Genomic DNA, 25,951 nt, shown 5'->3' on the forward strand with positions numbered 1-25,951 from the left:
GTTTTTGAATCAGGTTGTGATCTATACCGACGGGGCTTGCAAAGGCAATCCGGGCCCTGGCGGCTGGGGGGTGGTGCTGCGTTCGGGCGCGCTGGAAAAGGAATTGTTCGGCGGGGAGCTGGGCACGACGAACAACCGCATGGAGCTGCTCGCGGTGATCGAGGCCCTAGGGGCGCTCAAGCGGCCGTGCGAGGTGACGTTGTTCCTGGACAGCCAGTACGTGCGCAAGGGCATCACCGAATGGATCCAGGGCTGGAAGAAAAAAGGCTGGCGCACGGCCGCCGGCCAGCCGGTCAAGAACGTGGAGCTGTGGAAGCGGCTGGACGATCTGGTGGCCCAGGGCGGCCACGTGATCGACTGGCGCTGGGTGAAGGGCCATGCGGGCGACCCGGGCAACGAGCGTGCCGATGCCCTGGCCAACAAAGGAGTGGACAAGGCGCTCGGGCGCGGCTGAAGCCGCCGTCGAGGCCTGCGTCCGCCAGGCCCGCGTCCGTCAGGCCCCGGGCGCGATCGCCTGCAGGCCGGCCTGCAGCGGCTCCGGTCCCTGGGGCCGCACCACGCGGCCCACCTCTTTGCCGTCGCGCAGGAAGACAAGGGTCGGCCAGAGCTTCACGCCGAAGCTGCGGCCCAGTCGCTGGCCCGGTCCGTCCTCGACCTTGACGTGGGCCACATCGTCCCGGCCCTCCAGCGCGGCCTGGATGAGCGGCTGCGCCCCCTGGCAGTGGCCGCACCAGGGCGTTCCGAACTCCAGCACCGTGGCACCGGCCAGGCGGTCCACGTCTTCGCGGGCGGGGGGCTGTTCGAGGTGGCGGGCGCAATAGGTCATGGCGATGGGGTCCTTGTCATGTGGTTGTGTGCGGGGCGTGGGTTGGCCCGGCGGGGTTGGCCGGGGGAACCTGTCTTTCAGCATAGGCCTGTGCCCGCAGGCACCGCGTCCGGCGCATGCGCCGCCAGGCTGTGGGACCGGACTGGCAGGCGGTTCACAGCGCGCCATCGAACATCATCACGTCCACGGTCTCCCCCGCGGCCACCGGCCCCCGGGGCGGGTGCAGCACGATGAGGCCGTTGGCCTGCACCATGGAATGGAGCACCCCCGAGCCCTGGTGGCCGGTGGTGCGCACCTGCAGCGATCCATCCGGCGCGGTGCTGACGATGCCGCGCTGGTACTCGGTGCGGCCGGCCTTCTTGCGCAGGGGCTCGGTGCTCACCGCGCGCAGCAGCGGCGGGGCCGCGCGGGTGCAGCCCATGGCGCGCAGCAGCGCAGGCCGCACGAACGCCAGGAAGGCCACCATCACGGCGACGGGATTGCCGGGCAGGCCGAACCAAAGGGTCCCGTTGGTTGAAATGGGTTTGCTATTTTTTTCATAGCTGTATGCCCTAGTACTGATTGTGCTGAAGGCCATTTCGGCATCTACTCCAGAGGCGTGCTCGCTGCGCAGCCGCCCCACCGCCATCGGCCGGCCGGGCCGCATGGCGACTTGCCAGAACGCCACGTCGCCCAGCCGTTGCACCGTGGAGCGCAGGTGGTCCGCATCGCCTTCGCTCACGCCCCCGCTGGTGATGACGGCATCCGCCTGCAGCCCTGCCTGGCGCAGCGCGGCTTCGAGTTGCGCGGGCGAATCGGGCACCACGCCCAGGTCGATCGGCTCCACGCCCAGCCGGGCCAGCAGGCCGATGAGGGCGTACCGGTTGCTGTCGTACACGGCGCCCTCGCGCGGGGCGTCGCCCGGGCCCAGCAACTCGTCGCCGGTCGAAAAGCACGCCACGCGCAGGCGGCGGAACACGGTGACCGTAGGCAGGCCCAGGCTGGCCACCAGGCCGAGCGCGGCGGGGGTGAGCCGCTCGCCACGGGCCAGCGCCACGCCGCCCTGCACCAGGTCTTCGCCCGCGCGGCGCCGGTGGTCGCCGGGCCGCACCGCGCAGGCCGCGAGGTGCACGGTGTCGCCCTGCACGGTGGCCAGCTCTTGCGGCACCACCGTGTCCAGCCCTGGCGGCATGACGGCGCCGGTCATGATGCGAACGCATTCCCCGGGTGCGGCACGGCCCACCCAGGGCCGGCCGGCCAGGGCGGTGCCGGCCACCCGCAACGACAGCGGCTGGCCGGCGCGCAATGCCGAGCCGTCGAATGCATAGCCGTCCATGGCCGAGTTGTCGTGCGGCGGCACGCTGATGGGCGAGACGAGGTCGCAGGCCAGCACCCGGTCGAGCGCCGCGGACAGCGCCACGGTTTCGGTGCCGGCCACCGGCTGCACCAGTTGTTCGAGGAAGGCGGTGACGGCCTCGGCACCCAGGGCGTGGGCGTCGTAGCCGGGCAGGCCGGCGGCGATCTGTGCAAGGGTCTTCATGCGGCAGAAAAAAGAGGAGAGGCCGGCAGCCACCGCACCATGTGCAGCTTGTCGTGCCCGATGCCCTGGATGACCACCGCGCGCGGCAGCAGGCCCCAGGCGCGAAAGCCCGCGCGCTCGTACAGGCGCACGACGTGGGTGTTGGCGGCGGTGACGGTGAGCACCAGTTGTTGCAGCCCGGCCACCTGTTCGGCGAGCTGCACGCAGGCCTGCACCAGCGCGCGCCCGACGCCGCCGCGCTGCGCGTGCGGCGCCACCATCATGCCCACCACGCTGGCGCAGTGGCGCTGCTGCAGGCGGGCCTCGCGCTCGCAGCCGATGCTGCCCAGCAACTGGCCGTCCGCGGCGAACGCCCCGAGGAAGAAGGTGCCCGTGGCGGGCGCGCCGAAGCGCTCGGCATACGACTGGGCCGGGCGCAGCGCCGCGCTGGCGTGGTCGGAGGTGAAGGCCTCGGGCGCGCAGCGCAGCGCCTCGTCGCGCAAGGCCTTGTAGGCGTGCAGGTGCGCGGGGCCGAGCACGTCGATCCGGAAGGGGTCAGGGGTCATGGGGCGAGCGCGCGTTCGAGCGCGTGCAGTTCGGCCAGGGTGTTGGCGTTGCAAAAGCCGAGCGGGTCGTCGCCGGGCTGGTCGAAGGCGGCCACCGCGCACCGGTGCTGGGCGATCCAGGCGCCGATCTTGCGGCCGCCGCCCGCCATGAATTGCGCGAGCGACTCCCGCAGCGAGGCCCGCAGGAGGCAGAACACCGGCTGCGTGCGCAGGAGCGCGGGGCCCGGTGCGCCCGGGTGGAGGGCGTCGGTGGCCGGCCCATCGGCTTGCGGCGCGGCGGCGATGGCCAGATCCGCAGGACCGCCTGCCGTGTCCATGGCCCAGGCCGCGGCCATCAGGCGCCGGGCCAGATCGGGCGGAAACAGCGGCGTGTCGCAGGGCACGGTGAGCAGCCACGGGGTTTCGCAGCACGACAGGCCTGCCAGAAAACCCGCCAGCGGCCCGGCGTGGCCGGGCTCGGCATCGGTCACGACCGGGACGCCGAAGGCGGCGTAGCGGTCGAGGTGGCGGTTGGCGCTGACCAGCCGCGGGCCGACCTGGGACTGCAGCCGCTGCATCGCATGCAGCGCCAGCGGAACGCCCTGGAAGGGCTGCAGGCCCTTGTCCTGCCCGCCCATGCGCGTGCCCTGGCCGCCGGCCAGCACCAGCCCGGTGATGCGGGTGGCGTCATCCATGCGTCAGCCGCCGATGTAGCTCATTTCCACCCGCCGCGCGCCCTGGCCGGTGTCCGCAGGCAGGCTGCTGCGCAGTTCGGAATAGCGGTCGCCGCGGCCGTTCCAGATGCCGGCGATGGCGGCGGCGATGTCGGCATCGGTGGCGCCGCCACGCAGCAGGCTGCGCAGGTCCCAGCCCTGGGTGGCGAACAGGCACAGGTAGAGGCTGCCTTCCATCGACAGGCGGGCGCGGTTGCAGTCGCCGCAAAACGCTTGCGTGACGCTGCCGATCACGCCCACCTCGCCCAGCGCCGGGTCGTGGCGCCCGGTGGCATCGGCGTAGCCCCAGCGGCGCGCGGTTTCCCCGGGGGCCTGTTCGGGCAGGGGCACCAGGGGCAGGTGGGCCTGCAGCCGCTCGATCACGTCGGCGGATGGCAGCACCTCGTCCATTCGCCAGCCGTTGGTGGCGCCCACGTCCATGTATTCGATGAAGCGCAGCGTCACGCCCGTGCCGCGAAAGTGCCGCGCCATGGGCACGATCTCGTGGTCGTTGGTGCCGCGCTTGACCACCATGTTGACCTTGATGCGCGCGAACCCCGCGGCCTGTGCCGCGTCGATGCCGGCCAGCACCTCGGCCACCGGAAAGTCCACATCGTTCATGTGCCGGAACACCGCGTCCTGCAGGCTGTCCAGGCTCACCGTGAGTCGGTTCAGCCCGGCGTCCTTGAGCGCCTGGGCCTTGCGCGCGAGCAGCGAGCCGTTGGTGGTCAGCGTGAGGTCGGGCGCCGTGCCGTCCGGCATGCGCAGCTGCGCCAGCATGCCGACGAGGTTTTCGAGGTGCTTGCGCAGCAGCGGCTCGCCGCCCGTGAGCCGGATTTTGCGCACGCCGTGGTCGACGAAGCTGCGGGCCAGGCGGGTGATTTCCTCGAAGCTGAGCAGCGCGCTGTGCGGCAGATAGGGGTAGTCCTTGTCGAACACCTCCTTGGGCATGCAGTACGCGCAGCGGAAGTTGCAGCGATCGGTCACGCTGATGCGCAGGTCCCGCAGCGGGCGACCGAGCGTGTCGGTCAGCCATCCCGATGGAATCCCGGCCAGGCCCTGCGGCACGGCGGGGCGCAGCGCAGCGATGCGCTGGTCCACCAGGGGGATGACACGTTCAGCCATGGGCGGATTTTGCCGCATGGGGTGCGGTAGGGTTATCGGCGCAATGGGCCGCGCCGCTGTCGGCCGGCGGCGATCAGACGCAGCGGGCGCCATCCACCTCGATGCACACGCCGCTCACGAAGGCCGCTTCGTCGCTGGCCAGGTACAGCGCCGCGTTGGCCACGTCGAGCGCGGTGGAAAAACGCCCCAGCGGAATCGAGGCGAGGAATTTGGCGCGGCGCGCGTCGTCCACCGGCCCGCCGGCGAACTCGGCGGCCAGGCCCGTGTCGGGGTTGAACACCGGGTTGATGCAGTTCACGCGGATGTTGTCGGGGCCCAGTTCGGCCGCCATCGACTTGCTGGTGGTGATGACCGCGCCCTTCGACCCGTTGTACCAGGTGAGGCCCGGGCGGGGCCGCAGGCCGGCGGTGGAGGCGATGTTGATGAAGCTGCCGCCCGTTGTGCCCGGGTTGGCGCGCATGGCCGGCACGGCGTGGATGGCCGAGAGGTAGAGGCTTTTGACGTTGATGGCGTACACCTTGTCGAACTCTTCCTCGCTCACCTCCAGCATGGGGCGGTTGCGGTGCGTCCAGCCGGCGTTGTTCACGACCACGTCGAGCCGGCCATGAAGGCGCACGGCCTCGTCCACCAGGGCTTTCATGTCGCTAGAGCGGGTGACGTCGGCGGCGAAGAAGTCCGCCGTGCCGCCCGTCGCGCGGATCTCGGCCGCCACGCGCTGGCCCCCGGTGGCCTGGATGTCGTTGACGATGACCCGGCCGCCCTCGGCCGCGAGCCGCTTGGCGATGCCTTCGCCGATGCCGTTGCCGGCGCCGGTGACGATGATGGATTTGCCTTGCACGCGCATGAAGCCTCCGATGGCGCTATGTTTCCGATAGCTGCCTGCGCAATTTTCACCAGGGCGGTGGCGGGATTCCGTTGGATGGGTTCTCGCGGCCGGTGGCCGTTGGTTGCGCGGGCGGCCAAGGCAGTGTAGCCACCGCTTTCCCGCCCGGCGTCTCCGGCACTGCCCCCTGCGCGACAGGGTGGCTCGTCTGCCGGCGCGCCCAGAAGGCGGCACCGGGCCAGCGCGTTTCCATCGCGTAGAAGCCCTGCAACTGCTTGCGGTACACCCGGTGGATGTCCCGCAGGTGGTCGGCATAGCGCTGCGGCGCCAGCAGGTCGCCAGCCCCGTACGCCAGCACCGCCTGTGCCGCGCGCATGCCGGTGTAGAGCGCGTTGCCGATGCCCTTGGACGACAGCGGGTCGAAGGCGAGGGCGGCGTCGCCCACCGCCAGCCAGCGCTCGCCGGCCGCACGATCGAGTTCGGCGCTGCAGGCATCGGCGCCCTGCACCGCGCCGTGGGGGCGATAGCCGTGCTCGGCGCACAGCGCGCCCAGGTGGGTGGTGTGCTGCAGGTGCTGCCACAGGCCGTCGTCGTCCAGCAGGGTGCGGCGGTCCAGCAGGTCGGCATCGCCCAGGAAGGCCACCACGCGTTCTCCACTGGGCAGCAGCACGCTGTACCACCAGCCGTCTTCGACCGCCTCGACCCAGGTTCGGCCGTCCAGGTCGGTGCGGCTGTCGGTGCGCAGGCGCTGGTAGAAGGCCAGCAGCCGGTCGTAGTGGCGGCGGCGCGCGCCGAGCCGGCAGGCCTGGGTCGCCATGCGGCCGCTGGCGTCGATCAGCCAGCGTGCCGTCACGTGCGACAGGGATTCGCCCGAGCGGCGCAACTGCAGCCGGTGCAACGGGCCGGATGCCTCCTGCGGGTCCGCCGAGGCGGTGCCGTTGCTGCCGGCGGGGTCGGCGCCTTGCGCATCGTCGCACTGCAGGTGGGTGGAAAGCGCGACCGTACAGCCCGCCTCACTGGCGGCCGCCCGCAGCGTGGCGTCGAAGCGCACGCGGTCCAGTTGCAAGCCATTGCCATGCAGCTGGCGCAGGGTGTCGTTGGCGTGGCCGGCCAGTCCGCCCCAATAGGCGAGGGTGCCGTAGCTGGGGCGGTGGCCGTCCGCCAGCACGCGGTCGAGCACGCCGAGTTCCCCCAGCAGGCTGCGCACGGGCGGCGGCAGGCCCTCGCCGATGCGAAAGGCCCGCTCGCCGCCGCCATCGGCCAGCAGCACGCGCAGCCCGGCGCGGGCCAGGAGAATGGCGCAGGCCGCGCCGGCGGGGCCGCCGCCGGCGATGGCCACGTCGAACGCCTGCCCGGCTTCCAGGCGGGGCACGCGCTCAGCCGCCCGGCGGCCGGCGGCGCACCGGCAGCGGCGCGTTCTGCGCTTCGGCGTGCGAGCCGAAATTGGCGCCGTGCGGCAGCGGGCGTGCCTTCGGGTGGATGGGGGCGGTGGCATCGGCCGCGGCGCCCTCGATGGCGGCGGCGCCCAGCAGGCGGGTCTGCGCGGCCAGCGCGGCGTCGCTGAGGCTGGCGGCATCGGCGGCCGCGACATCGGGGCCGTACGACGCCACCATCATCTGCGCCGGGAAGGCCGGATCGTCCGGCACGCCCGGGCGCACCTCCACGAGGCCCATCGATCCGAAGATGCGCACCATCTCTTCCATCTGCCCCGCCGTGGTGCCGTGCAGCGGCTTGTTCCAGCTGGTGCGGTTGGAGAACGCCTCGATGCGCCGGGCCATGGGCTGCTGCGGGTCCACGACGATGGCGTAGTCCTCGGCCGTCAGCACGTGGTTGGGCACGCGGGCCGGCCAGAAGGTGGGCGCGAACGGGTCGTAGGCGGTGTCGTACCCCGCTCGGCAGTAGGCCGTGTCGGCCTGCCAGGGCAGGCCCATCCAGCGGTTGATGTCGCCGGGTCCCTGGGCATACAGCGGCCCCTGGGCCGACAGCGCGGTGGCCTGGTCGAGCGTGGGCCCGTAGCTCGGCTCGGCCGTGCCCGCCGGGCGCTGGCGGATGCGGAACGGGCGGCTGTACAGCGTCAGGTGGCGCATGGGCCAGGTCATCTCGCAGCCGGGGTGGAAGGCGTCGGCCAGGCAGAACTCCAGCGCCGCCTGGTCCAGCGTGGCGGGCTGCTGCGCGAGCGGCACCGCGTCGATGCTGACCGGCAGCTGGCGGCCGGCATCCCAGTCGGAGACGAAGTCGCCCTGCACCCAGCGCGCCAGCACATTGCTCTGCGTCTGGCTGATGCTGGCGTTCTGGCGCGGGCTCTGGCCTGCGGGCACGGTCATCGCATCGCCGTACAGCCAGGGCCAGGGCATCTGGTTGCCGTCCGGTGGGCTGGGGGGGCGGAAGCTGTTGAACACCTGCCGGCGCAGTTCGGCGTTGGGGTCGTAGCCGCCTGCGGGGGGCAGGGCGGAGAGCCGCTCGATCAGCGCGGGGTTCTCGAAGTCGTACTGCCCCTGGTGGCCGAACAGAGTGGCGAAGCCCTGGTTCACCCATTGCAGGCCCGACAGGCGCTGCAGGATGGGGTACACGTCGTCGGCGAACGAGATCGTGGCAGGCGCGGGCAGCCAGCCGGCCTGCACGTACAGGTCCTGCAGCAGGTCGTACAGCGTGCGCTGGGTCTTGACCTGCGGTGCGTAGTTGGGCGGGGCGGTCACCACCCAGGCGGATTCCACCGGAATCTCCTGGCCCTCGATGCGCACCGTGGCCGAGACCGGGCCGTCGCAGGTGTCGTCGTACCAGCCGTCGGCGTTGATGAACGAGTCGCCGTCCGCGGGGTTGAAGATCGGGCTGCCCGTGGGCGAGGCCGAGACGCCGTGGCCGGGCAGGAACACCAGCCGGCCGCTGGCGTCGGTCTGCAGCTCGCCGATCTTGACCGGCACGCCGGTGAACTGCCCGGTGCAGGACACCGGCGCCGCGTTGCGGCCGGCGATGCGCTGAACGCCCGCGTCGATGACCAGCGTGTCGCGCGCGGCGTTCTTGGCATTGCGCAGCGGCAACTGGGTTTTGGCCGCCTCCGGAATGTCGAGCGCGATCTGCCACTGGTACCAGGCCGCCTTGCTGTTGGCGACGTGCACGGACCATTCGATGTCGGCCCAGTCGGCGGTCAGCTCGCGCACCACGTCGCCCGCGGCGTTGTAGCCGTAGATGCGGAACTGCGCGGCCTCGCGCTTGAGCGCGCCGGTGGCATCGCGGTAAAAGCCCTGGGGCTGCGGCGGCGGGTTCACCACCTGCGGGCCCAGGTAGAACGCCGTCTCGCTGTTGCCCACCCGGGCGATGCCGATGGCGGGGTGGATGGCGGCGCGCACGATGCGCGTGTCCTTCGCGGCGGGGTAGTCCACGCCGGGCGCGTACTGCGCCGGACGGGGCACCACGGGCTCGCCCAGCGGCACGCCGTTCACGTTGCGGCGGTTTTCGGATGAGGCCCTGTACACGGCCTTGCGCGCCTCGGCGATGCTGCCCATGGGCATGTGCTCGGGCAGGGCATGCCAGGGGTTGTAGGCCAGGTTTTCGCCGTAGCCCGACTGGCCGCGGGCGTCCAGGTCCTGCTGGGGCAGCTCCAGGATGCCGACTTCGATCGGCACGCTGGCCTGCTCGCTCCAGCGCACCGTGGCGGCGTCGAGTGGCATGTCGTGGTCGTTGGTCTGGAACTGCACCAGGAAGCGAAAGCGCGCCGGGCCCTTGCGCAGGCGGGCATGCAGGTCGGCCCGCAGGTAGAACGGGTCGTCGAAGTCCGGCGGCGCGTCGGCCGGCGGCGCCTGCACCGGCTCGATCTTGTATTTGACGAAGCGGCCCTGGCCGAAGCAGGAGGGCAGCACGCTCCAGTAGTCGGTGGCCAGCACGGAGTCCACCGTCTTTTCCATGTCGTTCAGGATCTGCGCAGTGACGGGGTGTGCCTTCAGGTAGGCATCGCCCCGGCCGTGCAGCGATTCGCAGGTGAACTCGCACATGTCCCGCGCGGTGTCGGTGAAGAACACGTCGTGGTTCTGCAGGATGAAGTCCTGCGTGGTGGCGTCCTGATCGGGCTCCAGCAGCTTGCGCCCCTGCACCCCGAAAAGCTTGATCGCGATGCCCGTGGTGCCCTTGAGATCGGGGTTGCCGGGCTGCACGTCGGCCGAGAAGCGCACCCACACCGGGTACTGCGGCGCCTGTCCGAACACGCCGACCCGCAGCTCGGGCGGCAGGTTCGGATCGATGGTGAACTGGCCATGCGCCACGCCGTGCAGTCGCAGGAACACGGGCCGCGTGGCCGGGTCGCGGCCCGCCGCCATGCCCTTGCCCTGGAAATAGTCCACGAACAGCTGTTTGAGCCCGGCCACCGGATCGCTGTCGCAGCAGCAGGGGCTGGGCGGCAAGGTCGGGGGCAGGGTGATGGGTGTGCCGGCGCAGGTGCTGGTGGCGGCCGACGGCGCGGGTGGAACTGACGTGCTTTTCATCGCAACCCTCCTTTGTTTTATGGATCGTCCTGGACGATGTAACGCTCCCTCCCGAAAAGGACGGCATGACCGCCGTGCGCTTTGGGACCCAAACATTCTGCGGGGGAACGGTAGGGGGAATGTTCAGGGTTTCCACCCGGTGGAAAAAGAGCGACACCACTGCGTGGTGCGTACATGCAGGCGCAAATCCCACAAAACCCTGCGCAAAACCGTGCCATTATTGTGGTGAATGAAAATAATTATCATTTCGAAAGACAGGGTTTTCTGGGCGGGCCATCTTCCAGAGCCCGTTCCCAGGTCGTCCGGTCACCCGTTTCCGCTCCCTTTTTAGAAAGTGAAAACCATGCCCCATACGCTTCCCGCTCTGCCCTATGCCTACGACGCGCTCGAACCCCACATCGATGCGCAGACCATGGAAATCCACCACACCAAGCACCACCAAACCTACGTCAACAACCTGAACGCCGCGCTGGAAGGCACGCCGCAGGCCGACCTGTCCATCGAGGCGCTGGTGGCCCAGGTGCAGACGCTGCCCGAGAAGCTGCAGGCGCCCGTGCGCAACAACGGTGGCGGGCATGCCAACCACAGCCTGTTCTGGACCGTGATGGCGCCGGCGGGCCAGGGCGGCGGCGGGCAGCCCTCCGGCGCGCTGGCGCAGGCCATCGATGCGGAGCTGGGCGGGTTCGACGCCTTCAAGGAGGCCTTCACCAAGGCCGCGCTCACCCGCTTCGGCAGTGGCTGGGCCTGGCTGTCCGTCACGCCCGGCGGCCAGCTTGCGGTGGAGAGCAGCGGCAACCAGGACAGCCCGCTCATGGCAGGCCTGCTGTCAGGCAACACGCCCATCCTGGGCCTGGACGTGTGGGAGCACGCCTACTACCTGAAGTACCAAAACCGCCGCCCGGAATACATCGCCGCGTTCTATAACGTCGTGGACTGGGCCGAAGTGGCCCGCCGCTACGCGAAGGCCCACGGTTGACGCCCGGGGACGGCCGCAGCGATTCTTCGTTCTGACGGCGCTCCCCGTTTCCGACCCATCGATCCACCCTCCGACCAGGGCCTTGCACATGAACGCTGACGACACACTCACCGGACGTACCGGCTGGCGCATGCGCAGATGGATGGGGGTGGCCATCGTGCTGGCCGGCGTCCTGGTGCTGGGCCGGCAGTTCTTCCAATTCCTGGCCGACAACCCGCGCGTGGAGCAGGCCTGGCACGGGGGGCTGGTGGCGGCCCTGGCGACCGCGCTGGGCACGCTGCCGGTGGTGTTCTCGCAGCGGCTGTCCGAGCGGGTGCAGGACACGCTGTTCGGCTTCGGCGCCGGGGTGATGCTGGCGGCCTGCTCGTTCTCGCTCATCATTCCCGGCATTGCCGCGGCCCAGTCGGCGGGCGCGGGAGCCTGGGGCGCGGGCGGCATCATCGGCACCTCCATCCTGCTGGGTGGACTCGCGCTGCTGGTCATGGAACGGCTGCTACCGCACGAGCATTTCATCAAGGGCGTGGAGGGCGGCCCGTCGCCGCGCACGCTGCGGCGCACCTGGCTGTTCGTCTTCGCGATCGCGCTGCACAACCTGCCCGAGGGCCTGGCCATCGGCGTGGCCTACGGTGGCGCCGATGCGCTGCGCGCCGGCACGCTCACGGCCGGCATCGCCATCCAGGACGTGCCCGAGGGCCTGGTGGTGGCCGTGGCCTTGCTGGCCGCCGGCTACAAACGCTGGCTGGCCGTGGCGCTGGGCATGGCGTCAGGCCTGGTGGAGCCGCTGGGCGCAGTGCTGGGCGCCACGGTCATCGGCTTTTCCTCTCACCTGCTGCCTTGGGGCCTGGGCTTTGCGGCCGGGGCGATGCTGTTCGTCATCAGCCACGAGATCATTCCCGAGTCGCACCGCAAGGGACACGAAGCCTGGGCCACGGGCGGGCTGATGATCGGCTTCGTGATCATGATGATCCTGGACACCGCGCTGGGCTGATCCAGAGGGCTTGAGGCCAAAAAGGCCTCCAGCACAATATTCACTAGGGCATAGTGCTATCTATTTAATAGCAATTGCTACCCGTGGCGGATGGCCACCGTCTTGAGGGTGGTGAAGCCGTACAGCGCCTCGAAGCCCTTTTCGCGCCCGTGGCCGCTCGATTTCACGCCGCCGAAGGGCAGTTCCACCCCGCCGCCCGCGCCGTAGTTGTTGATGAAGACCTGGCCGCTGGCGATGCGCCGCGCCATGCGGAACTGGCGGGCGCCGTCGCGCGTCCACACGCCCGCCACCAAGCCGAAGCGCGTGGCGTTGGCCAGCTCCACCGCGTGGTCCTCGTCCTCGAAGGCCATGGCCGAGAGCACCGGGCCGAACACCTCTTCCTGCGCCAGGCGGTGGTCCACCGGCACGTCGCGCAGCAGCGTGGGGGCCTGGTAGAAGCCCGTCTCGGGCGCTTCGTCCACCACCGTGCCCTGCGCCACCAGCGGGATCCCGGCCACCTGGGCATCGGAGAGGAAGTCCCACACGCGCTGCTGCTGGCTCTGGCGGATGAGCGGGCCGACGTCCAGGTCCATCGCCGCGGGGCCTACGCGCAGGGCCTCGAAGGCGCGGCCCAGGCGTTCCAGCAGCGGTTCGTAGATGAGTGAGTCGATCAGTACGCGCGAGCCGGCCGAGCAGGTCTGTCCGGCGTTCTGCACGATGGCGTTGATGACCACCGGCACCGCCGCATCCAGGTCGGCGTCGGCGAAGATCACCTGCGGGCTCTTGCCGCCCAGCTCCAGCGTGACGGGGCAGTGCCGCTCGGCCGCCGCCTGCTGGATCAGCGTGCCGATGCGCGGGCTGCCGGTGAAGCTGATGTGGTCGATGCCCGGGTGGCGGGCCAGCGCGTCGCCTGCCTCGTGGCCGTAGCCGGTGACGATGTTGATGGCCCCCGCCGGAAAGCCCGCCTGCGTGGCCAGCTGTGCCACGCGCAGCAGCGACAGGCACGCATCCTCGGCCGGCTTGACCACGCACACGTTGCCCGCCGCCAGCGCGCCGCCCACGCAGCGCCCGAAGATCTGCATCGGGTAGTTCCACGGCACGATGTGCCCGGTCACGCCGTGCGGCTCGCGCCAGGTGAGCACGCTGTAGCCGTCCAGGTAGGGCAGGGTCTCGCCGTGCAGCTTGTCGCAGGCGCCGGCATAGAACTCGAAGTAGCGCGCCAGCGCCTGCGCATCGGCCCGGGCCTGCCTGGTGGGCTTGCCGCAGTCGCGCTGCTCGATGGCGGCCAGTTCCTCGGCATGCTCGGACACCAGCACCGACAGGCGCATCAGCAGGCGGCCCCGCTCGACCGGCGCCAGCTTGCGCCACACGGCCTCGTGGCATTGTCGCGCTGCGTGGACCGCCGCGTCGATGTCCTCCTCGGTGCCGCGCTGGATCTCGTCGAAGGGCTGGCCGTCAGAGGGGTCGATCACGGCGATGGTGCGGCCGGAGGACGAGGCCACGGGCGCGTTGGCGATGTAGTGGAGCTGCATGGGCGGATTGTGCGCCAGCAGCGCCCGGGCGGCGCCAGCGAAGCCCGCAGGCTGGCAGCGGGCGAGGGGCCTGCGCTCAGCCGCCCGCCGCACGCAGCGCCGGCAGGTCGCGCACCTCGATCTCCCCGCGGTGCACCTGCAGCAGGCCGCGCGCCTGCAGGTCTTTCAGGATCTGGTTGATGGTCTGGCGCGACAGCGCGAGCATCAGCGACAGCTCCTCCTGTGACAGGGCGATCACGCGCCGCGACCGGCCCGCGTCCGTCCATTGGCCGTAGCCTTCGGCCATCAGCGCCAGCCGCCGCGCCACCCGCTGCGGCGCGGGCAGGAGGGCCATCTCTTCCATGGCGACCAGCGCGGTGCGCAGCTTGTCGGTCAACAGCAGAGCCAGCGCGTGCCAGTGCTGTGGGTGCAACGCCAGATGGGCCAGCAGCGGCTCCTGGGGCACGTGCAGCAGCGTGGCTGGGGTGGCGGCGTGCGCATCGTGCGTGCGCACCGAGCCGTCGAACAGCGCGATCTCGCCGAACCAGGCCGGCGCCTCCAGCCGCGTGAGCAGCGAGGCGCGCGCCTTGTCGCTCTGGCCGCCCACGCCCGAGATGTCGATGGCGCCGCGCACCACGGCATAGAGCCCGCAGGGCGCGTCGCCGCGCAGAAACAGGGCCTGCGCCGGGGCCAGCGACCGCAGCTCGGCACGCGCCATCAGGGCCTGCGCCAGATCGGCGGGCAGCGCGGCGAACCAGCGGCCGGAGCGCAGGGTGGGCAGGTGGTCGGCGGGGGAGGTCATGAAAGAGGAGGAGGGCGGCGCCCGGAGCGTGTTCGCGGCCCCCAGCCGTGGCGCGTTGTGTCGGCTGGCCGACAGACGCCCTGGCCGCACTGGCGCGATTATTCCGCGCAGCGGCGACGCACAGACCCCGGAGACACCCTATGAAAACCCTGATCGACCACCTGTCGGGCTATGCCGACTACCACCGCGACCCGCGCAACATCCAGACCCATTTCATCGGCGTGCCCATGATCATGCTGGCCGTGACGGTGCTGCTGTCTCGCCCCGCAGCGATGCTGGGCGGGCTGCCCGTGTCGCTCGCGCTGCTGGCAGCGCTGGCCGCGTGCGTCTTCTATTTTCGGCTCGATGCGCGCTACGGCGTGACCATGGCGCTCGTGCTTGCCGCCATGCTGGCCGTGGGCCAATGGCTGGCCGCGCAATCCACGGCGCTGTGGCTGGGCGCGGGGCTCGGTCTGTTCGTGGTGGGCTGGGTCATCCAGTTCGTGGGCCACTACTACGAAGGCCGCAAGCCGGCATTCGTGGACGACCTGGCGGGCCTGCTCGTCGGCCCGCTGTTCGTGGCGGCCGAACTGGGCTTTGCGATGGGCTTGCGGCGTGAGGTGCAGGCGGCCATCGAGGCGCGCTCGGGCCCGGTGCGGTTGCGACCGCACGGGCAAGGCACCGCTGCCTGACGCGCCGTTGGGGTTTCTTTTTATGCAAGGTTGTGATTCTCTATTTGTTGGGCATACGCCATGCCCAAATAAAAAATAGAAGCGCTAATGCATTTTTAGAGAAATTGCCAATTGATTTCAATGGAGTGTGGGTTTTGTTGCGCTGAATGGCATGCAGATGTAACTGAGTGAAATTGCTTCAGTTATTGGTTGCGCCTCGCATAGGCTACGGGCCTTTTCAAAACCTGCGCGCAACCATGAATCGTCCAGAAACCAAAAATCTTTCCAACATCTCTGGCTCTTTCGGAATTTCCAAAACCACCATCAAGGTATTCGGGGTCATCGCCCTGTGCGTTTTATCGGCCTGCGGAGGCGGAGGGGGTGGCGACAGCAGCACCGGCACCACGGATGGTACCACCCCCGTGACGCCTACCCCAGGCGATACGGCACCCGCAACGCCCACCACCCCTTCGACCGTCGCCAGCGATTGCGGCGAGGACGGCCATGTCCTCACGGTGGCCGGCAATACCGCCCAGATCGACGCCAACGTGTATTACACCGACGGCACCACGGTCATTTCCACCCAGCAACGCAGATTCGCCACGTCGAATGGCGCGAGCTTTCGCGGCAGGACCGGGCTATTCCTGGTGAACCAGGTCAATACCACCACTTACAGCAACGCCGCCGTTAATGGATCCTTCGGCGGCAGCGTCATGACCACGACCGAAAACAATTATTCGAGCGTCGTCGGTGACGTGCGGCAGACCTACGGTTTGACCGTCTCCAATCTCTTTCAGGGCACGACCAGCACGGCCAGCAGCTATTTCACGCCCTACGCCTATACGGGTGCGCCGCTGAACCCCGCCTTGGACACAGCCTACGCGGCCAGTTATTCCACCACGACGGAAAGCGGCGGGACCACGCAGCCCGCGCTGGCGCAGACCAGCATCACCACCTATTCGACAGAGTCGGTCAGCGTGCTGGCCGGGACGTTTCCCGCCTGCAAGGTCAAGATCGAGGTGACCGGCGGCGCGACGACGGCCAACGTCAGCTACACCTGGCTGGTCGCCTCGGGCCGGTACAAGGGTCTGGTCGTGCGCACGGCCAATGCCAACGGCGTCAAGACGTCGGAGGCGACGCGCCTGCTGGTGAACGGGCAATAAAGGGAATCACACCACAGCCGAAAGCCAAAACACCGCTGGGTTGCAGGCAGAACCCATGCGGCGTTTCCCGCCTTCGGCAAGCTGCACGCTCGCTTCGGGCGCATGCTGGACGATCCAGTAGGCGCTGCCGATACCTGCGGCGACCGAGATCAGCACGCGCTCGTCCAGCATCTGCCGGCCACTTCGTGGCTGACTTGACTTTGAAGCAATAGAATTATTGTTTTGGAGTTAAAATTGCGACAACGCGTGTTGGTGCAAATTTTTGATCTTGAGGGTCTCTGGCCCATCAATAAAAATTACCGACAGTTCCTACTCCGTGAATTTGATCAACCCTGCGGTTCCCTAGTGGAGTTGCGCCAGGAACACGCTCTGATGAAAGCGAGTGGGGCATTGAGGGGCTCCCCATTTTTGCCTTTACCTCTGACATTGAAGCGCTTGCCATGACTGCGCTATCGATCTGAAAAATATTTTTTGAAATTCGCTGGAAAAATAATGAGATTTCTTGAAAAGCTGGTCCTGATTTTCAATTTGCGATTGAAAAATGTCCGGCGGTACCTGCTCCTGACGGCTCTTTTCTTGTTCTCGCCGCTGTGTGTTGCAGCTGCTCCTCCGGCTCCTCTTTGGGGGCCTCCCGGCTTTCACGCAACGCCAGGCGAAGCTTGTGAGCAATCGATCATTGATGCCAATGCGTGGAGGCCAGGGTGGTATGAATCGTATGAATTATTGCCCGGTAGCTTTTCATATCAAAAGGTATGCATATTTTATGGTCCTGGGCACCTATATGCAAGCGAACAAGAGATCGCCGCGTCTTGTCCTTATGGGTGGTATCCCAACGGGCCTTTTGCACACCTTATGCCCAGCGAAGATAACGCCTCATGCGTTTGCCCTCCAGGAAGCCCAGTTTATTCGCCTGAATATCAAGTTTGTATAAGCAGCTTCAGCATCAGTATTGATGGTCCGGCGGCCACAAAAGTCTTGCCTGCGGGGCCATCATTATCAATGGCTGCAACAGTAAAAGCCAATGGTGAGCCGGGCAAGAATTGGCTTGTTACAGTTTCTGTTCCTGGCAGTTTATCGATCAGTGGAAAAACTGATATTAATGGGAGGTTTAAATTTACGTATATTCCCCCGCGCCGCCCGATGGTTGCCCGCCTGACAGCAATCTGCAGAGATTGCAATAACGTTAGTACAGAAATGGATATCAATGTCACAGATGTTCCCATCTGCAGAGCGGATCCAGGGATGCTGCTTGGCAATCCTGTTGCCCCTGTGTCTGGCGCCAAAATTCAAGTTGAAACTGATTGGCAGGACCAGAGCGCTCACACTTTAAGCCTTGTCCGCACTTATCGCAGCAGCGGTAGCCAGGTCCCCGTAGGTTGGGGAGGCTATTGGTCACACAATTATTCTGCTCAGCTGGTAGGCGGCGATTTCCAACGCAATGCGCAATTCGGCAACGGGACATTGGCCCTGTTCACACGAAATACCAAAACGGATCCCTGGGTCAACGACAGCGGGGAATACCGCTTGGAGCAAAATACGGATGGATGGCGGATCACTCGCTTGGAGGACGATGCATATTGGCAATTCGATGGTAATAACGTACTCGTCAAAATAGGGCAGCGCAACGGGTGGGTCATGACACTCAGCTATGCAGGCGGTGCGTTGACCCAGGTGACCAATGCCTTTGGTCGCAAGCTGCAATTCTTCTATGACGCTCAAGGCCATCTTGCAAGCGTTACGGCCCCTAATGGCCAGACCATCGCATATACCTTGCATGGCACGGGTCGTCCCCTTGGTGTGCTTTATCCAGACAACCGAAGCAAATCCTATCTATATGAGAATGCTCAATATCCTGATTTGTTGACCGGCATCAACGATGAGAGCGGACGGCGCTATGCGACCTTCAGTTATGACGCTGACGGCCGTGCCACATCCACCAGCCACGCAGGGGGTGTACTCAGCTATAGCGTCACATACCCCGAAGGTAATAGTGCGGATAAGGGCAGCCTGACCACTGGCAGTGTCGATGGGGCCCTGTACCAAAGCAGCGTTCAAACCACAGATCCGCGTGGCAATGTGCAAACCTGGAACTACCAAGGTGGCGACGGCACGGTGCGCACCCTAGGCGCGAGCGGTCCCTTTGAAGGCGCTACCGTCGCCAGCCGCAGTTTTGCCGATGGTTTGAATCTGCCCATTCTGGAAACAGACTTCCTTGGTAACAAAACCACCTTTGAATGGGATGTTTCACGCCGTTTGCTGCTTAAAACCACCCGCGCAGCCAGCACCCCTTTGGCACAAACCACGCAGACTCAGTGGCACCCAGCGCTGCATCTGCCGGTCATGATCACGGAGGCGGGCCGCACCACCGCATACACCTACGACCCGTTGGGCAACAAGCTCAGCGAAACCATCACTGACGCTGTGAGCAACGAGAGCCGGACCGTTCGTTGGACATACAACGATCAAGGCTTGGTGGCAAGCATGACCGACACGCGCGGCAAAGTATGGACCTACGGCTACGACATTGCGGGGAACACCACCAAGGTCACCAACCCATTGGGCCATGTCACCCTGTACAGCTACAGCGGCGCAGGCCAGATCACCCAGATTACCGATCCGAATGGTGTTGTCACTGCCAATATCTACGATGCGCGCCAGCGCCTGTTGAGCACTTCGGTTGCGGGTCAGACAACCACTTATGCATACGATGCCGTAGGTCAGTTGACGCGGGCCACGCGTCCCGATGCTAATTGGATTGGCTTTGAGTACGACGCTGCCCACCGTTTGACCGCCGTTACTGACAACCTGGGCAACCGAATCGATTACACGCTGGACAACGCAGGTAACCGTGTCGCTCAGCAAACCAAAGATCCTGCCGGCGTTCTTAGCCGCCAAATCACCCGTATGTACGACGCTGTGGGCCGCTTGCAAAAGACCACCGGCTTGGAATAAGAGACGCCCAACATGTTTGCATTGATTCAGCCGGCCTCGATGGATACAGCCGCTCTTTTTAAAGCCCCTGTGCGGTCATTCTTGCGCCGTCTTTTTTTCATCCTGTGCTGGTGCCTTGTTCCATGGTTTACCCAGGCTCAGGCCTTGACCAAAACCACGAGCGATTTAACGCTCGCGTCGTCCACCGTCTCTGTGGGGCAATCCACCACGCTCACGGCAACCATCAAACCGAGTGCCGCAAAGGGCACGGTTCGTTTCATGGCGGGAGCCACGAACTTGGGTAATGCCGCCCTGAACAGCACAGGCGTGGCCAGCCTAGCTACAACGTTCGCTACGGTGGGCACGCAGAGTCTCACAGCCGTATATGCAGGCAATAGCACCTACGCTGCCAGCACCTCTTCGGCAAAGCAACTGACGGTCAAGGCAACCGTCACTGCCAGCACGCTGGCATTGGGCGCCGCCCCTTCGAGCAGCGTCGCCAACGAGGCCGTCACCCTGCGGGCCACCATCAGCCCATCCACGGCCACAGGGACCGTCACATTCAAGGACGGCTCTGCCTCCTTGGGCACGGCCAACTTGAATGCCGGTGTTGCGACGCTAAAAACCAGCTTTGCCGTGGCTGGCGCCCATCACCTGAGCGCCAGCTATGCTGGTAATGCAGCGGTCTCTGCCAGCAACTCCAATGCGTTGTCTTTCACCGTGGTGGGTGCACCGATGGCATTGCCCAGCCCGCCTGTTTCGCCCACACCCGTGGTGAGCTTGGCTTATGACGCTCAAGGTCATCCGACGGTGGTGACTCAGGCACCCGATAGCCCAGACTTGGCTTTGGCAACCAGTAATGAATACGATGCATTGGGGCGGACCAAGAAAGTTCTCAATCCATCCGGCAACAGCACCGTCATCAGCTACGACAGCAGCAACCAGGTCAGCGCTGTATTCGACCCGATAGGCCTGACGACACAGTATGACCGCGACGGATTGGGGCAGGTCAAACAGCAGCGCAGCCCAGATACTGGTAGCACCGAACTGAGTTACGACCCTGCGGGCAACCTGCTGACCAGCAAAGACAGCCGTGGCGTGCTTGCCACCCATACCTACGATGCCATCAACCGCCTGACCGGCAGCACTTTCAGCCAGGCTGGGCAGCAAAGCCAAAGCTACACATGGATTTATGACCAGACGGGTGGCGATTTCGCCAACGGTATCGGTCGGTTGACCACGATCAGTTTCCCTGAAGGGACGACCACCTATGCCTACAACGCCCAAGGGCGTGTAACCAAGGCCCAGCAAACGCTCAATCCGAACTCGACTGCCAACCAGAAAGCCGTTGTCTTATCCACGCTTTACGAATACGACGCGGCGGGTAACGTGATCGGCATGACCTACCCTTCGGGTCGCAAACTGAGTATTGGGTATGGCGGCGGTTTGCCCGTTGCCCTGGGTCTCGGCAAAGATGCTTCCAGCACGCCCACCTCCTTGATCACCGGGCTGCGATACGCACCTTTCGGTGCACCGCAAAGTTGGAACTGGGCGATGACCAGCGGCTCGTTGGCGCACAGCAGGGTCATGGACACCCATGGCCGGTTGATACGCTATCCGCTGGGCGAGTATCTGCGTGACGTGTCTTACGACGGGGCAGGCCGTATCACGGGCTACACCCACTACCGTGCAGTGTCAGGTGCAACGAGCGGCTCATCGGCCCCCTCGCTGGATCAGCAGTTCAGCTACAACGCATCGGGCAGACTGACACAGGTGACTACCGCCCAAGGAACCTGGACCTACATGTATGACGGTACAGGCAACCGCATCAACGTGGCCTCGGACAACGGCGTATCGAGCTGGTACAACCTCAAGCCCAAAAGCAACCAGTTGGCTTCCATCGATAAGCCAGCGATCACGCTGACCTATGACGCAGCGGGCAACACCACGTCGGATGGCAACTTCGCGCTGCAATACGACTTGAAAGGCAGGCTGGTTCGGGCAACCAATGCGCAGGGCACCACCAGCTACACCTACGACAACAACGGCCTGCGGGTGCGAAAAAGCACGGGGCTGGCCGGTGGCACGACGATTTTCGTGTACGACGCCGAAGGCCATCTGCTGGGCGAATACGACGCGTCAGGCAATCCGATCCGGGAAATCGTCTGGCTGGGAGCCATGCCCTTGGCTGTCTTCACTCCGGATTCCGCGTATGGCGCCAATGCGGCTGCGAATGCGCCACAGGTCTACTACATCCATGCAGACCATTTGAATACTCCGCGGGTGGTGGTTGACCGTGCCAACACGGTGCGCTGGCGTTGGATGAGCGAGCCGTTTGGCACCACGGCAGCCGAGAGCAGCCCTGCGGGTCAGGCAGACTTTGTATTCAATCTGCGCTTTCCAGGTCAGTACTATGACGTGGAGTCGGGGATTCACCAGAATTGGAATCGGGATTACGTTCCGGGGTTGGGGAGATATGCGCAGAGTGATCCGATTGGTCTTGCAGGTGGGTGGAACACGTACAGCTATGTAGGCGGCAATCCGCTCTCCCACACCGATAGGCTGGGGTTGGCCACGGATGAGGAGATCAGAAAAGCGGTGGAAACACTTCGATGCGCCAACCCTGGAGAATTCGAAAAATTAGCAAGGTCAATCACTATGGACAACATGGGGGAGAATGGGGAAGGCATGACTGATTGGCGCAATAACATCACCTTGAATTCGAACTTGTACGGGGACAGCAGAACACCTGTAATGGACATGATTCGAAGTGAGTTCCTGCAAACCCTGGCGCATGAAATGCTGCATGTCAATCAAGGCATTGGCGGAAAGGTAATAACAAGAGTCAGGATGGGAAATCCACTTGGGGTTTTGCATCGCCAATTGGATGCAAAGGCTGAGGCCATGATTACGCGTCAACTGCTTGACCAGTACAACAAAGCACTTCAAAACGGGGATTCAGGATGCTCATGCACACGATGAGAATGAGGGCTACGGTTTTTATGGCTGCATTTGTTGCAGCTTGCAGTCCTGTGGCTGAAGTCACGCCGCGCCATTACGTTGGTTTGGTTGTTGGTCATTCTTCGCCATTGAAGATTGAAATTGCTAAAGCGTTAATAGCATCCCCTGGAAAACCTGTGCCACAGGCCGGTCCGTTGCAATTGCCGCCACCGTCCGGCTTGGCCCCGATGAAATTCGACTTTGGTTGGGTCACAGCAGGGGGGGCCATCATGATTCAAAGCACCAAGTTTGCGGTGATTGTTTTGCAAGAGCCTATGCTTGATCAAGGTAAGGTGACGTGGAGTTGCATCGTGCATCCAGTTGAAGCCAAACCCAACCTTTGTGGATCCGATTATCAAAATGGATTGCTTCAAAATAAATAACACTCTATCTAATGCCTATAAGCGCCAGTGGCTCGTTTCTTTTTTAATCTAAAAAAGGCCACCCGCAACCCCCTGCCAGTTGCTAAGGCTTTGGAGGGGCGGGCGGCTTATTTTTTAGCCGCTGGATATTTGACGTTACGCCCTCTTGCGTGTATTCATCTTGACTGTTTTAGTCGCATCGACGCTACTCTTTCCAGAATTGGAATCGGGAGCGTCCCAGGGTTGGAAAGATATGCGCAGTCTGATTCCATCGGGTTGCGTGGTGGGCTAAAATTGCAGGGAGTGAATATGGCCTACTATGTGGCAGTTGTCGCTTTCCCTCTTGTTTTGTCTCTCACTAATTTCGGAAATTACCTCCATGGAGGTACTCTCGTTGAATTGGTTGCCATGCAGGGGGGGCTGTAGTGATTTTTATGGTGGCAATAAAAATCTTTCCGAGGGTAGGAGTGACAGAGAAAGTTTTTGCTGTTCTCTGTGCCTTGGTTCCGCTGTTTTTTGTCATTGCTTCCTTGGTGTCGTTGCTTGGGTAGTAATTTCCTTAAGTAAGCCACCAGCAATCCCTGCCAGCTGCTAAAGATTTTGGGTTCGGGGGGCTTCTGTTTTTAGCCTCTGCGGACAAACTGTTTAGTGCGCTTGCTGCAACACCGATCCAACACCTGCAACACAAACTTCTACTGTGCCTTAGGTAGCGCGCTGATGTACAAAGCGGGTCATAAAAGGGAGTTAAAAAATGGCAGAAGTTAAGCTCGTTGCGACGTGTCATCGTGCCTGCGCAAAAAATTGCGGGTGAACCGATCGATTTTTCATTTATGGCATTTCCCTATCCCCGATTTTTTGCTGAGCAGCTAAAAGAGGCCCCGCTTGTCGAAGAGGTTATGTATCTAATTGATCATAGGGAGGCTAAATTTAGAGTGGATGTTGATCATTTTGGTCAAATCAACTGGTTTTATATAAAAGGGGTGCCTGTGATTTTTGATTTGATGAAAATCGCATTTGCTTCCACGCCGAAAAATAGCACGCCATTCTGGAAGTATTAAATAAGGGCCAATTGCACGGCTTGCTGAAGCTGATCGGATGTCAGGTAATCCGATTCGTGAAATCGTCTGGCTGGGGACATGCCCTTGGCGGTCTTCAATCCGGATGCCGCGTATGGCGCCAATGCGCTGCGAATGCGCCACAGGTTTACTACATAGCGGTATTAAGTGAAGCCCATGTAGGCTCCCTGCTTCGCAAGCTGTGCGTTCTGAACATCCGCAAGGCGCTGCGGATGTTCGTCATTGCCTAGATCTCCTCGCGGTTCGTTGATTGGCCTTGTCGCCATTGCCCGTGCCGGGAGGCTCACCCCCCGTGAAACCGCACCACCAGCGGCACGATCAGCAGCGCCACGATGTTGATGATCTTGATGAGCGGGTTCACCGCCGGGCCAGCCGTGTCCTTGTAGGGGTCGCCCACGGTGTCGCCGGTGACGGCGGCCTTGTGCGCCTCGCTGCCCTTGCCGCCGTGGTGGCCGTCCTCGATGTATTTCTTGGCGTTGTCCCAGGCGCCGCCGCCGGTGCACATGCTGATCGCCACGAACAGGCCGGTCACGATGGTGCCCATCAGCAGCCCGCCCAGCGCCTTCGGCCCCAGCAGCAGGCCCACGGCGATGGGCACCACCACCGGCAGCAGGCTGGGGACCACCATCTCCTTGATGGCGGCGGTGGTCAGCATGTCCACCGCCTTGCCGTATTCGGGCTTGCCCGTGCCGTCCATGATGCCGGGGATGGTCTGGAATTGGCGGCGCACCTCGACCACCACCGCGCCCGCCGCGCGGCCCACGGCCTCCATCGCCATGGCGCCGAACAGGTAGGGGATGAGCCCGCCGATGAACAGGCCCACGATCACCATCGGGTCCGACAGGTCGAAGCGGATGGCCTGGCCATAGGCCGAGAGCTTGTGCGTGTAATCGGCGAACAGCACCAGCGCCGCCAGCCCTGCCGAGCCGATGGCATAGCCCTTGGTGACGGCCTTGGTGGTGTTGCCTACGGCGTCCAGCGGGTCGGTGATCTCGCGCACGCTGGCGGGCATTTCGGCCATCTCGGCGATGCCGCCGGCGTTGTCGGTGATGGGGCCGTAGGCATCCAGCGCCACGACGATGCCCGCCATGCTGAGCATGGCCGTGGCCGCCACCGCCACGCCGTACAGGCCCGCGAGCGCATAAGACACCAGGATGGCCAGGCACACGCACAGCACCGGCCAGGCGGTCGAGCGCATCGACACGCCCAGCCCCGCGATGATGTTAGTGCCGTGCCCCGTGGTGGAGGCCTGTGCGATGTGCTGCACGGGCGAATACTGCGTGCCGGTGTAGAACTCGGTGATCCACACCAGCGCAGCCGTGAGCACCAGGCCCGTCGCGCAGGCGCCGAAGAGCCGCATCTGGCTGCCGCTGGCCGCGATGGCGTTGTCCGGCACCAGCCAGGCGGTGACGAACCAGAACGCGACCAGCGAGATCACGCCCGCGATCGCCAGGCCCTTGTACAGCGCCGGCATCACGTTCTTCATGCCGGGCGAGGCCTTGACGAAAAAGCAGCCTACGATGGACGCGAGGATGGACACCGCCCCCAGCGCCAGCGGGTAGGTCACCGCGGCCACCGGCGCGGCCGTCACCATGAGGGCGCCCAGCACCATGGTGGCGATCAGCGTGACGGCGTAGGTCTCGAACAGGTCGGCGGCCATGCCGGCGCAGTCGCCCACGTTGTCGCCCACGTTGTCGGCGATCACGGCGGGGTTGCGCGGGTCGTCCTCGGGAATGCCGGCCTCCACCTTGCCCACCAGGTCGGCCCCCACGTCCGCGCCCTTGGTGAAGATGCCGCCGCCCAGCCGCGCGAAGATGGAGATCAGCGAGGAGCCGAAGGCAAAGCCGATCAGCGGGTTGAGCAGCGCCGCCAGATCGGCCGTGGGCGTGAACTGCCCGCGCCCCACCAGCAGCCAGCAAAAGCCGGTCACGCCCAAAAGCCCCAAGCCCACCACCAGCATGCCGGTGATGGCCCCGCCGCGAAAGGCCACGTCCAGCGCCGGGCCCATGCCCTGCGTGGCGGCCTGGGCGGTGCGCACGTTGGCGCGCACCGACACGTTCATGCCGATGAAGCCGCAGGCGCCCGACAGCACCGCGCCGGCAACGAAGCCCCCGGCCGTCATGGCATCGAGGAACAGGCCGATGAGCACGGCCAGCACCACGCCCACGATGGCGATGGTGCGGTACTGGCGCGCCAGGTAGGCGGCCGCGCCGGCCTGGATGGCGCCGGCGATCTCCTGCATGCGGGGGTTGCCCGGGTCCTTGGAAAGGATCCAGCGGCGGGCCCAGAGGCCGTAGGCCACCGCGATCAATCCGCAGATCAGGGCCAGTATCAGGGGAGGGTTCAACGCTGCCGGGTTCGCCATGCTCTTTCTCCTTGGGTGTCGATTGCACGGAAAGGAAACACAACGCATCGGTGGTGCTTCCGCTGCGTTGCTTCCTCGTGCCCCGGGGCCTGCGTGCGAGCAGGCGGAGACGATTGGCCAACGCAGCCAATTTACTGCCAAGG

21 protein-coding genes are annotated in these 25,951 nt (G+C 65.2%); 9 read left to right on the forward strand and 12 right to left on the reverse strand.

The genetic code is table 11. The features are described 5' to 3' along the window. The first annotated feature begins 4 nt into the window (after nucleotides 1-4). Nucleotides 5-454, forward strand: a complete 450-nt coding sequence (rnhA, locus tag AVTE2539_RS18315) for a ribonuclease HI (protein ID WP_284400891.1) — start codon at nucleotides 5-7, stop codon at nucleotides 452-454. Nucleotides 455-493: 39 nt separating this feature from the next. Here rnhA and AVTE2539_RS18320 read toward each other — a convergent pair whose 3' ends face one another. From AVTE2539_RS18320 to AVTE2539_RS18355, 8 genes are all read right to left on the reverse strand, one after another. After that, nucleotides 494-826 (reverse strand): thioredoxin family protein, encoded by a 333-nt coding sequence (locus AVTE2539_RS18320; protein ID WP_284412755.1) that lies wholly within the window; start codon nucleotides 824-826, stop codon nucleotides 494-496. 154 nt (nucleotides 827-980) lie between these two features. After that, a complete protein-coding gene (gene moeA, locus AVTE2539_RS18325) occupies nucleotides 981-2,345 on the reverse strand; it encodes a molybdopterin molybdotransferase MoeA (protein WP_284412758.1) in 1,365 nt (454 codons plus the stop codon). Next, nucleotides 2,342-2,890, reverse strand: a complete 549-nt coding sequence (locus tag AVTE2539_RS18330; RefSeq protein ID WP_284412760.1) for a GNAT family N-acetyltransferase — start codon at nucleotides 2,888-2,890, stop codon at nucleotides 2,342-2,344. Before AVTE2539_RS18330 ends, moeA begins: the two co-directional genes overlap by 4 nt. Beyond that, nucleotides 2,887-3,564 (reverse strand): molybdenum cofactor guanylyltransferase, encoded by a 678-nt coding sequence (gene mobA / locus AVTE2539_RS18335; protein WP_284412762.1) that lies wholly within the window; start codon nucleotides 3,562-3,564, stop codon nucleotides 2,887-2,889. Before mobA ends, AVTE2539_RS18330 begins: the two co-directional genes overlap by 4 nt. Nucleotides 3,565-3,567: 3 nt before the next feature. Further along, the gene (gene moaA, locus AVTE2539_RS18340; RefSeq protein WP_272569000.1) at nucleotides 3,568-4,707 is read right to left on the reverse strand and encodes a GTP 3',8-cyclase MoaA; all 1,140 of its coding nucleotides are present in this window, start codon (nucleotides 4,705-4,707) and stop codon (nucleotides 3,568-3,570) included. Nucleotides 4,708-4,780: 73 nt separating this feature from the next. Next, nucleotides 4,781-5,551, reverse strand: a complete 771-nt coding sequence (locus tag AVTE2539_RS18345; RefSeq protein WP_284412764.1) for an SDR family oxidoreductase — start codon at nucleotides 5,549-5,551, stop codon at nucleotides 4,781-4,783. 46 nt (nucleotides 5,552-5,597) lie between these two features. Then, nucleotides 5,598-6,902 (reverse strand): FAD-dependent monooxygenase, encoded by a 1,305-nt coding sequence (locus AVTE2539_RS18350; protein WP_284412766.1) that lies wholly within the window; start codon nucleotides 6,900-6,902, stop codon nucleotides 5,598-5,600. Nucleotides 6,903-6,906: 4 nt separating this feature from the next. Further along, on the reverse strand, nucleotides 6,907-10,005 hold the full coding sequence (locus AVTE2539_RS18355; protein WP_284412767.1) for a LodA/GoxA family CTQ-dependent oxidase: 3,099 nt from the start codon (nucleotides 10,003-10,005) through the stop codon (nucleotides 6,907-6,909). Nucleotides 10,006-10,348: 343 nt separating this feature from the next. Between AVTE2539_RS18355 and AVTE2539_RS18360 the strand changes: the two genes are divergently transcribed. Next, nucleotides 10,349-10,981, forward strand: coding sequence for a superoxide dismutase (locus AVTE2539_RS18360; RefSeq protein WP_284412769.1), 633 nt, complete (start codon nucleotides 10,349-10,351; stop codon nucleotides 10,979-10,981). A gap of 88 nt (nucleotides 10,982-11,069) precedes the next feature. Further along, nucleotides 11,070-11,969 carry a ZIP family metal transporter gene (locus AVTE2539_RS18365; protein WP_284412771.1) on the forward strand — a complete coding sequence of 300 codons (900 nt, stop codon included), beginning with the start codon at nucleotides 11,070-11,072 and terminating at the stop codon, nucleotides 11,967-11,969. A 77-nt stretch (nucleotides 11,970-12,046) separates the two neighbouring features. Here AVTE2539_RS18365 and AVTE2539_RS18370 read toward each other — a convergent pair whose 3' ends face one another. Both AVTE2539_RS18370 and AVTE2539_RS18375 read right to left on the reverse strand, forming a co-directional pair. After that, the gene (locus tag AVTE2539_RS18370) at nucleotides 12,047-13,480 is read right to left on the reverse strand and encodes an aldehyde dehydrogenase family protein (RefSeq protein WP_272547830.1); all 1,434 of its coding nucleotides are present in this window, start codon (nucleotides 13,478-13,480) and stop codon (nucleotides 12,047-12,049) included. A gap of 76 nt (nucleotides 13,481-13,556) precedes the next feature. Beyond that, nucleotides 13,557-14,261 carry a Crp/Fnr family transcriptional regulator gene (locus AVTE2539_RS18375; protein WP_284412777.1) on the reverse strand — a complete coding sequence of 235 codons (705 nt, stop codon included), beginning with the start codon at nucleotides 14,259-14,261 and terminating at the stop codon, nucleotides 13,557-13,559. A 140-nt stretch (nucleotides 14,262-14,401) separates the two neighbouring features. Here AVTE2539_RS18375 and AVTE2539_RS18380 point away from each other — a divergent pair, with 140 nt between their 5' ends. Together AVTE2539_RS18380 and AVTE2539_RS18385 are read left to right on the forward strand one after the other, a co-directional pair. After that, nucleotides 14,402-14,932, forward strand: a complete 531-nt coding sequence (locus tag AVTE2539_RS18380) for an Mpo1 family 2-hydroxy fatty acid dioxygenase (RefSeq protein WP_284412812.1) — start codon at nucleotides 14,402-14,404, stop codon at nucleotides 14,930-14,932. 236 nt (nucleotides 14,933-15,168) lie between these two features. Continuing rightward, a complete protein-coding gene (locus AVTE2539_RS18385; protein WP_284412814.1) occupies nucleotides 15,169-16,074 on the forward strand; it encodes a hypothetical protein in 906 nt (301 codons plus the stop codon). Between the two features lie 6 nt (nucleotides 16,075-16,080). On the opposite strand, the gene AVTE2539_RS18390 is transcribed toward AVTE2539_RS18385, so the two are convergent. Then, nucleotides 16,081-16,245, reverse strand: coding sequence for a hypothetical protein (locus tag AVTE2539_RS18390; RefSeq protein ID WP_284412816.1), 165 nt, complete (start codon nucleotides 16,243-16,245; stop codon nucleotides 16,081-16,083). A 321-nt stretch (nucleotides 16,246-16,566) separates the two neighbouring features. On the opposite strand from AVTE2539_RS18390, the gene AVTE2539_RS18395 reads away from it, so the two are divergent. The 4 genes from AVTE2539_RS18395 to AVTE2539_RS18410 all read left to right on the forward strand — a co-directional run bounded on the left by AVTE2539_RS18395 (nucleotide 16,567) and on the right by AVTE2539_RS18410 (nucleotide 23,425). After that, the gene (locus AVTE2539_RS18395) at nucleotides 16,567-19,026 is read left to right on the forward strand and encodes a DUF6531 domain-containing protein (RefSeq protein ID WP_284412818.1); all 2,460 of its coding nucleotides are present in this window, start codon (nucleotides 16,567-16,569) and stop codon (nucleotides 19,024-19,026) included. Between the two features lie 12 nt (nucleotides 19,027-19,038). Then, nucleotides 19,039-21,987, forward strand: coding sequence for an RHS repeat domain-containing protein (locus tag AVTE2539_RS18400; RefSeq protein ID WP_284412824.1), 2,949 nt, complete (start codon nucleotides 19,039-19,041; stop codon nucleotides 21,985-21,987). Then, the gene (locus tag AVTE2539_RS18405; RefSeq protein ID WP_284412826.1) at nucleotides 21,975-22,388 is read left to right on the forward strand and encodes a hypothetical protein; all 414 of its coding nucleotides are present in this window, start codon (nucleotides 21,975-21,977) and stop codon (nucleotides 22,386-22,388) included. Before AVTE2539_RS18400 ends, AVTE2539_RS18405 begins: the two co-directional genes overlap by 13 nt. Nucleotides 22,389-23,137: 749 nt before the next feature. Further along, the gene (locus AVTE2539_RS18410; RefSeq protein WP_284412828.1) at nucleotides 23,138-23,425 is read left to right on the forward strand and encodes a hypothetical protein; all 288 of its coding nucleotides are present in this window, start codon (nucleotides 23,138-23,140) and stop codon (nucleotides 23,423-23,425) included. A gap of 301 nt (nucleotides 23,426-23,726) precedes the next feature. On the opposite strand, the gene AVTE2539_RS18415 is transcribed toward AVTE2539_RS18410, so the two are convergent. Further along, a complete protein-coding gene (locus AVTE2539_RS18415; RefSeq protein ID WP_284412829.1) occupies nucleotides 23,727-25,808 on the reverse strand; it encodes a sodium-translocating pyrophosphatase in 2,082 nt (693 codons plus the stop codon). Between the last annotated feature and the right edge of the window lie 143 nt (nucleotides 25,809-25,951).

This window comes from Acidovorax sp. SUPP2539, from assembly GCF_030158975.1.
Classification (GTDB): domain Bacteria; phylum Pseudomonadota; class Gammaproteobacteria; order Burkholderiales; family Burkholderiaceae_C; genus Paracidovorax.

Excerpts from the sequence above, each read along its gene's own strand:
- AVTE2539_RS18320 (WP_284412755.1), bottom strand. The coding sequence starts at position 826 with ATGACCTATTGCGCCCGCCACCTCGAACAGCCCCCCGCCCGCGAAGAC.
- moeA (WP_284412758.1), bottom strand. The coding sequence starts at position 2,345 with ATGAAGACCCTTGCACAGATCGCCGCCGGCCTGCCCGGCTACGACGCC.
- AVTE2539_RS18330 (WP_284412760.1), bottom strand. The coding sequence starts at position 2,890 with ATGACCCCTGACCCCTTCCGGATCGACGTGCTCGGCCCCGCGCACCTG.
- mobA (WP_284412762.1), bottom strand. The coding sequence starts at position 3,564 with ATGGATGACGCCACCCGCATCACCGGGCTGGTGCTGGCCGGCGGCCAG.
- moaA (WP_272569000.1), bottom strand. The coding sequence starts at position 4,707 with ATGGCTGAACGTGTCATCCCCCTGGTGGACCAGCGCATCGCTGCGCTG.
- AVTE2539_RS18345 (WP_284412764.1), bottom strand. The coding sequence starts at position 5,551 with ATGCGCGTGCAAGGCAAATCCATCATCGTCACCGGCGCCGGCAACGGC.
- AVTE2539_RS18355 (WP_284412767.1), bottom strand. The coding sequence starts at position 10,005 with ATGAAAAGCACGTCAGTTCCACCCGCGCCGTCGGCCGCCACCAGCACC.
- AVTE2539_RS18360 (WP_284412769.1), top strand. The coding sequence starts at position 10,349 with ATGCCCCATACGCTTCCCGCTCTGCCCTATGCCTACGACGCGCTCGAA.
- AVTE2539_RS18365 (WP_284412771.1), top strand. The coding sequence starts at position 11,070 with ATGAACGCTGACGACACACTCACCGGACGTACCGGCTGGCGCATGCGC.
- AVTE2539_RS18370 (WP_272547830.1), bottom strand. The coding sequence starts at position 13,480 with ATGCAGCTCCACTACATCGCCAACGCGCCCGTGGCCTCGTCCTCCGGC.
- AVTE2539_RS18375 (WP_284412777.1), bottom strand. The coding sequence starts at position 14,261 with ATGACCTCCCCCGCCGACCACCTGCCCACCCTGCGCTCCGGCCGCTGG.
- AVTE2539_RS18380 (WP_284412812.1), top strand. The coding sequence starts at position 14,402 with ATGAAAACCCTGATCGACCACCTGTCGGGCTATGCCGACTACCACCGC.
- AVTE2539_RS18385 (WP_284412814.1), top strand. The coding sequence starts at position 15,169 with ATGAATCGTCCAGAAACCAAAAATCTTTCCAACATCTCTGGCTCTTTC.
- AVTE2539_RS18390 (WP_284412816.1), bottom strand. The coding sequence starts at position 16,245 with ATGCTGGACGAGCGCGTGCTGATCTCGGTCGCCGCAGGTATCGGCAGC.
- AVTE2539_RS18395 (WP_284412818.1), top strand. The coding sequence starts at position 16,567 with ATGAGATTTCTTGAAAAGCTGGTCCTGATTTTCAATTTGCGATTGAAA.
- AVTE2539_RS18400 (WP_284412824.1), top strand. The coding sequence starts at position 19,039 with ATGTTTGCATTGATTCAGCCGGCCTCGATGGATACAGCCGCTCTTTTT.
- AVTE2539_RS18405 (WP_284412826.1), top strand. The coding sequence starts at position 21,975 with ATGCACACGATGAGAATGAGGGCTACGGTTTTTATGGCTGCATTTGTT.
- AVTE2539_RS18415 (WP_284412829.1), bottom strand. The coding sequence starts at position 25,808 with ATGGCGAACCCGGCAGCGTTGAACCCTCCCCTGATACTGGCCCTGATC.